Annotated in this window: 5 protein-coding genes; 2 read left to right on the top strand and 3 right to left on the bottom strand. The window is 72.7% G+C overall.

Translation table 11 applies throughout. The features are described 5' to 3' along the window. Positions 1–110: 110 nt before the first annotated feature. Positions 111–659: a MarR family winged helix-turn-helix transcriptional regulator gene (locus OG711_RS21170; RefSeq protein WP_073787541.1), complete on the bottom strand. Its 549-nt coding sequence runs from the start codon at positions 657–659 to the stop codon at positions 111–113. A gap of 102 nt (positions 660–761) precedes the next feature. Between OG711_RS21170 and OG711_RS21165 the strand changes: the two genes are divergently transcribed. Then, positions 762–2,063, top strand: coding sequence for an MFS transporter (locus OG711_RS21165; RefSeq protein ID WP_329560060.1), 1,302 nt, complete (start codon positions 762–764; stop codon positions 2,061–2,063). Positions 2,064–2,224: 161 nt separating this feature from the next. Here OG711_RS21165 and OG711_RS21160 read toward each other — a convergent pair whose 3' ends face one another. Then, positions 2,225–3,877, bottom strand: a complete 1,653-nt coding sequence (locus OG711_RS21160) for an ATP-binding SpoIIE family protein phosphatase (RefSeq protein WP_073787537.1) — start codon at positions 3,875–3,877, stop codon at positions 2,225–2,227. Between the two features lie 122 nt (positions 3,878–3,999). Beyond that, a complete protein-coding gene (locus OG711_RS21155; protein ID WP_329560059.1) occupies positions 4,000–5,394 on the bottom strand; it encodes an NAD(P)/FAD-dependent oxidoreductase in 1,395 nt (464 codons plus the stop codon). Positions 5,395–5,796: 402 nt separating this feature from the next. Here OG711_RS21155 and OG711_RS21150 point away from each other — a divergent pair, with 402 nt between their 5' ends. Then, a complete protein-coding gene (locus tag OG711_RS21150; protein WP_329560058.1) occupies positions 5,797–6,702 on the top strand; it encodes a TetR/AcrR family transcriptional regulator in 906 nt (301 codons plus the stop codon). Positions 6,703–7,144 lie beyond the last annotated feature (442 nt).

Genomic DNA, 7,144 nt, shown 5'->3' with positions numbered 1-7,144 from the left:
CCGCAGTAGCGGCGGGAGATGCTGACGCAAAACCGTTACGGCTCGGCGGCAACTCGGAGAACCTTACGGATCGGCCCGATGCCTGTCAACCGCCGCAGGTCAACATATTTTCAGTCGAGGTCGGTGAGGCGTCCGCCGGCGTCCGGCTGGGCGTGCTCCACGCGGCGCAGCAGGCGGGTGAGGACCTCGCCGAGCACCGAGCGCTCGCCGGTGGAGAGGTCCTGGAGGAGGTCCTCCTCGAAGACGGCCGCGAGTTGCATGGCCTCCAGCCACTTCTGCCGGCCGTCGTCGGTGAGCTCGATGATCACGCGTACCCGGTTGTTCTCGTCGCGTTCGCGGGTGACGAGACCTTCGCCGACCATGCGGTCGATGCGGTGGGTCATGGCGGCGGGGGTGAGTCCGAGCCGCTTGGCGAGGTCGCCGGGTCCCAGTTGGTAGGGGGCGCCGGAGAGGACGAGTGCCTTGAGGACCTCCCACTCGGCGTTGCTGATGCCGAGGGTCGAGGTCTGGCGCCCGTACGCGACGTTCATGCGGCGGTTCAGCCGGCCGAGGGCCGAGACGATCTTCTCGACCTGGGGGTCGAGGTCCTGGTACTCGCGCTGGTAGGCGGCGATCTGTTCGTCGAGGCTCGGCTCGTCCGCGGACGGGGTGTGAGGCATGGCCGCAGTATGGCACGGACCCGGTTGGCATCGAAGTCCTTCTGTGTGTATTGTTAATGCTCTAACTTTAGCTTCGAAGTCTTCATGTCTAAGGCAGGTGAAATGACCAGGGCGATGGGCGCGGCGATGCGCCGGATCCAGATGGGCAGCGCACTGAGTGCGTTCGGCATCGGGTTCACGGTTCCGTTCCTCTATGTCTATGTGGCGAAGGTGCGGGATCTGGGCTCGACCACGGCGGGCCTCGTGCTCGCCGCGTTCGCCGTGGCGGCGCTGATCGCCCTGCCCTTCGTCGGTCGGGTGATCGACCGCCGCGGACCGCTTCCCGTGGTGGTGGCCGCTTCCGTCACCGCGTCGGTGGGCGCGCTGGCGCTCGGTATGTCCGGTACGGCGACGACGGCGGTCCTGTCGGCCGCGGTCCTCGGCGCGGGTACGGCCGTGATGCAGCCCGCGCTCGCCACGATGATCGTGTGGTGCTCCCCTCCCGCGTCGCGCACCCGCGCGTTCGCCACCCAGTTCTTCCTCCAGAACCTGGGGCTCGGTCTCGGCGGCCTCATCGGCGGCCAGATCGTCGACGAGCACCGGCCGGGCTCGTTCACCACGCTGTTCCTGATCGAGGCCGTGATGTTCCTGGTGCTCGGGGCGATAGCGGCCGGGGTACGGATACCCAAGGCCGCGGGCGTCGCGGGTGCTCCGGGGCGCGGTGAGCGGCCGGCGGGCGGCGGTCTGCGCGCGCTGCTCCAGCACCGCGCGATGGTGCAGCTCATGGTGCTGGGCTTCGTGCTGTTCTTCGCCTGCTACGGACAGTTCGAGTCGGGGCTGTCGGCGTACGGCGTCGAGGCGGCCGGGATCTCCCCGTCCACGCTCGGTATCGCGCTCGCGGCCAACACCGCGGTGATCGTGATCGCGCAGTTCGCGGTGCTCCGTTTCGTCGAGTACCGCAAGCGGTCCCGGGTGATCGCGTCCGTCGGGCTGATCTGGGCCGTCGCCTGGGCCGCCGCGGCGTACGCCGGGCTGGGCAACGGCAGCCAGGCCATGGCCACGGCGGCGTTCATCTCGACGTACGCGCTGTTCGGGCTGGGTGAGTCGCTGCTGTCGCCGACGGTCGCGCCGCTGGTCGCGGATCTCGCGCCCGGCGGGATGGTGGGCCAGTACAACTCGGCGTTCGCCCTGGTGAAGCAGCTGGCGCTCGCGGTGGGTCCGGCGGTGGGCGGCCCGATGGGTGCCTCGCTGCACGGCCCGTACGTGGTGACGTTCTTCCTGTTCTCGCTCGGTATCACCTATCTGGCGATACGCCTGGGCAGGGAGCTGACCCCGGTGCAGAACCAGCCGTCGCTCGCGACGCCGCGGGTCGTGGCGCTGAGCAAGCCGGAGCAGGCGCAGGAGCAGGAGCACGCGGCGGTGTAGCCATGGCCCCCGGGCCGTGCCGTCCGGGTCCTGGCCTCGGCCGCGATCCGGGCGCTCCCGTCCGTATCCGCCCTCCCCCTTCCGTCCCCGGGGGAGGGCGGCGTCACATCCGGGCGCTCATGTCCAGGCCGTCACCTGTCTGCGGTGTCACCCCTGGGGCGTCACAGCTGGGGGAGGGTGAATTCGCACCAGACGGCCTTGCCGCCGCCGGGGGTGCGGCGCGAGCCCCAGTTCGTGGCGATGGTGGCGACGATCGCGATGCCTCGGCCGGCCTCGTCGGCCGGTTCGGCGCGGCGGCGGCGCGGCAGATGGTCGTCGCCGTCGGTGACCTCGATGATCAGACGGCGGTCCGTGCGGCGCAGCCGCAGCCGCATCGGCGGGGTGCCGTGCTGGAGCGAGTTCGCGACGAGCTCGCTGGCGGCGAGGACACCCAGGTCGTGCAGATCGGGCGGGAAGCGCCAGCTGGCGAGGACCCCGGAGGCGAAGGCACGCGCGCGGGGCGCGGCCTCGACTCCGCCGAGCAGTTCCAGGGCGGCGTTGCGGAACAGCTCGCTGTCCGGGCCGGTGCGGGCGGGGTGCTGGAGGACGAGGACGGCGACGTCGTCGTCATGGTCGGCGGTGACGCCCGCGCTGCGCACCAGCCGGTCGCAGACGACCTGGGGTGAGCCGGTGGCGCCGGCGAGGGCGACCTCCAGCGCGGTGACACCGTGGTCGATGTCCTCGCCCCGGCGTTCCACCAGGCCGTCGGTGTAGAGGACTGCGGTGGAGCCGGGGCCGAGGGGGACGGAGCCGGAGGCGTGGAGCCAGCCGCCGGTGCCGAGCGGGGGTCCGGTCGGTTCGGCGGCGCGGTGGACGGTGCCGTTCTCGTCGCGGACGAGGATCGGCAGATGCCCGGCGGACGCGTAGACGAGACGGCCCTCGTTCGGGTCGTGGACGGCGTAGGCGCAGGTGGCGATCTGGTTGGCGTCGATCTCGGTGGCGAGGCCGTCGAGCAGTTGCAGGACCTCGTGCGGCGGGAGGTCCAGACGGGCGTAGGCGCGGACCGCGGTGCGCAGCTGGCCCATGACAGCCGCCGCGCGTACCCCGCGGCCCATGACGTCGCCGATGACCAGGGCGGTGCGGCCGCCGCCGAGGGTGATGACGTCGTACCAGTCGCCGCCGACCGCGGCCTCCGTGCCGCCGGGGTGGTAGGTGGCGGCGACACGCAGATCGTCCGGCTCCTCCAGTTCCTGCGGGAGCAGGGACCGCTGGAGGGTGACGGCGGTCTCGCGCTGGCTGCGTTCGCTGGCGCGCAGGCGTTCGGCGGCCTCGGCGTGGTCGGTGACGTCGGCGGCGAAGATGAGGACGCCGCCGGAGGTGCCGGGGCCGCCGAGTCCGTCGACCGGGGTGCAGGTGAAGGTGTACGAGCGGCCGCCGGGGGCCTTGCGGGACTTGACCGTGCGGGGCCGGGCGCTGCTCAGCACCTGGTCGAGGAGCGGCAGCAGGCTGAGGGATTCGAGCTCGGGCATGATCTCGCGCGCGGGTCCGCCGGTGGGGCGTTCGCCGAACGCGGCGGTCCAGGCGCCGTTGACGTACGCGAGGTGGTGGTCGGGGCCCTGGACCAGGGCGACGAGGGCCGGGATGCGGTCGAGGACCTCGTGGGCCGCGAGGCCGGCGACGGCGGCGGTGGGCGCGGCGGGGCCGGTGGGGTGCTCGGCGCGGGCCGCGGGCACGGAGCTGTCGCCCCGTGGCGCGGGGGAGGCGCTGTGTTCGGTCCTGGCGGCGGCGCGGCGCTGCGTTCCGGGGAGCCGGGCGCTCCAGCGCGTGAAGTTCACTGGGTAGAAGCCTCGTGGGGTCGAGGGGCGGGCGGGCCGCCCACAGGTCGCGGGAGCCAGTCTGGCCGACGGGACCGACATTCGTCAGACGCCGGACGGTCGGGGGGAGTTCCTGGCTCCGGTCAGGTCGACCCCTTCGGGTCGTCGGGGTGGTCCTTACCGGCCGCGAGTTCGAATTCCGCCCTGGGGTGTTCGAGTGAACCCAGGGAGACGATCTCGCGTGTGAAGAGACCGGCGAGGGTCCATTCGGCGAGTACGCGTGCCTTGCGGTTGGCGGTCGGCACACGGCTGAGGTGGTAGAGGCGGTGCATCAACCAGGCAGGGTAGCCCTTGAACTCGCGTCCGCGGACCTGGGCGACGCCTTTGTGGAGGCCGAGTGAGGCGACGGAGCTCGTACAGCGGTACTCGTACGGGGTGAGCGGGCGCTGGTGGAGGGTGGCGGCGATGTTGTCGCCGAGGACGCGGGCCTGGCGCAGGGCGTGCTGCGCGTTGGGCGCGGTGTCGGTGCCGGGGGCGGTGAGGTCGGGGACGGCGGCGGCGTCACCGGCGCCCCAGGCGTGGGGGACGCCTTCGACGGTGAGGTGGGCGGTGCACCTGAGGCGCCCGTTGTCGGTGAGGGGAAGGTCGGTGGCGGTGAGCAGCGGGTGGGGTTTGACGCCCGCGGTCCAGACGAGGGTGCGGGTGGGGAAGCGGGTGCCGTCGCTGAGGGTGGCGACGCGGTCCGCGCAGCTGTCGAGCCGGGTGCGCAGCCGTACGTCGACGCCCCGGCGGCGCAGGGCGCTGAGGGTGTAGGCGCCCATGGCGGCGTCGACCTCGGGGAGGATGCGGTCCGACGCCTCGACGAGGACCCACTTCATGTCGTCGGGGGTGATGTTGCGGTAGTACCGCGCGGTGTAGCGGGCCATGTCCTCCAGCTCGCCGAGCGCTTCGACGCCCGCGTAGCCGCCGCCGACGAAGACGAAGGTGAGGGCGGCGTCGCGGATGGCGGGGTCGCGGGTGGAGGAGGCGATGTCCATCTGTTCGATGACGTGGTTGCGCAGCCCGATGGCCTCCTCGACGGTGCGGAAGCCGATGCCGTGTTCGGCGAGGCCGGGGACCGGGAGGGTGCGGGAGACGGAGCCGGGGGCGAGGACCAGTTCGTCGTAGGTCAGGGCGGTGGTGCCGGCGCCCTCCTCGGCGGTGGCGAGGGTGCTGATGGTGGCGGTGCGTTTGGTGTGGTCGACGGAGTGCGCCTCGCCGACGACGACACGGCAGCGGTCGAGGACACGGCGCAGGGGGACGACGACATGGCGGGGGGAGATCGATCCGGCGGCGGCCTCCGGGAGGAACGGCTTGTAGGTCATGTACGGGTCGGGGGTGACCACCACGACCTCGGCGGTGCCCCGCTTGATCTCCGGTGCGAGCGTCCGCTGGAGCCGCAGGGCCGTGTACATCCCGACGTAGCCACCACCGATCACGAGGACGCGGGTGGCGGGCGTCGGTCCGGGGGGTGTGCCCGGGGGGTTGGCAGCCTTCACCCACCCATGACGCAACGGGCTCGGGAGTTTGTCCACAGCCTGAGCAATTTGTGTGACCGGAAGTGGCGCGCGGGGGGTGCGGGAGGGGAGGGGCCGCGGCACGCGGCGTGTTCCCGCTCATCCTGAGGATGTGCAGGTCAGAGGGTGGGAGCGGGACCATGGGAAGTGGTGCATTCAGGGTGTAACCGGTGCGTACCCCGATCGGGTGGCCGGTGTGGCGGAACGTGGCCCTTCGCAATCTCCCCCGGCTCAACTATGTTCGTGGGACGTCGGGGTGTCGGGGGACACACTCGGCGGGCCCACCCACGGGGGCCCGTCCCACGCGCTTCCGTTCCCCGTGCTCCGGCTGCCGACGGCGGGGAGAGTCTCCGGGGGGAGACGTCTGAAACCGGGGGAACACATATGCATACGCAGGATCAGCAGTGGGCGACGGCGACCGCGTCCGCCATCTCGTCGGGCGTCGCCACGGGGGGCGGGGGCCGGGGTCTGCCCGACCCCGGGCGGACCGCGCCGTTGCGGGTGGACGCCCAGCGGAATCTGGAGCATGTGCTGCGCGCGGCACGTGAGGTCTTCGGTGAGCTGGGGTACGGGGCGCCGATGGAGGACGTGGCCCGCCGTGCGCGGGTCGGCGTCGGCACGGTGTACCGGCGGTTCCCGAGCAAGGACGTACTGGTGCGGCGGATCGCCGAGGAGGAGACCTCCCGGCTGACCGACCAGGCACGGGCCGCGCTGGGACAGGAGGACGAGCCCTGGTCGGCCCTGTCGCGGTTCCTGCGGACCTCGGTGGCGTCGGGCGCGGGGCGGCTGCTGCCGCCGCATGTGCTGCGCGTCGGGGTCGACGACGCGCACGAGGAGACCCGGGTGCCGCAGCAGCGGGGGGCGGTACCGCCGGCCGGTGAGGGCGCGGCCGCCCCGGCGATGTCCTCGCTGTCCGGGGCGGGTTCCCCGTACGTCGCCCCTGGTGGGGTGGGCGAGAGCCGGGTCGTGGAGCAGCGGGGGGCCGGGGCGGTCGTCGCCGGTGCCGCCGTCGGTCCCACCATCGGTGGCGCGGTCGGTACGGCCGCCGGTTCGGCCGCCTCGGAGGCGGCGATGGCCGCGGACGCCGGGGCCGACGCGTTGCTGGAGGTGGTGGGGCGGCTGGTCGACCGGGCGCGGGGGGCCGGTGAGCTGCGGGCGGATGTGACCGTGTCCGACGTGCTGCTCGTGATCGCGACGGCGGCGCCTTCGTTGCCGGACGCGGTGCAACAGGCAGCGGCGTCCGCGCGGTTGCTGGACATTCTGCTGGACGGGTTGCGGTCACGTCCGTAGCCCCTTGGCGGGCCGGCCCTGTGGTCCCTTGGCGGGCCCGGCCCTGTGGTCCCTTGGCGGGCCGGCCCTGTGCCTGTCGGGGCCCGTACCTGTGGGGCCCGGCCCTTGGTTGGCCCCGTCCCTTGCGGGGCTTTCCGGGTGGGGTCCGGTCGTCTTTGGCCGGGGCGGCGGGGTTCGTGGTGCTGGGCGTACTTGTTCCTGTGCGGGTCGCCTTCGCTTGCGCCTTCGAGGTCTGTCCTCCCCCGTGGGTGCGCGGTTCCTCGCGCCCCTGGATGCTGCCCCTTGGGGCTTGTTCTCCGGGTGCGGGTCGGCCCTCGTCCTTGCGCAGTTCCCCGCGCCCCTTTGGGGCGCCCCTGTCCCTGTGCGGGTTCTCCGTGGGGTGGGTACGGAGGCGGGGGCCTGGCGGTAGGGCGGGAACTCGCCAAAATCCTGGGGGTGCCGG

It is taken from the genome of Streptomyces uncialis, assembly GCF_036250755.1.
Classification (GTDB): Bacteria; Actinomycetota; Actinomycetes; order Streptomycetales; family Streptomycetaceae; genus Streptomyces; species Streptomyces uncialis.
This window is presented reverse-complemented; position numbering and strand designations above follow the sequence as displayed.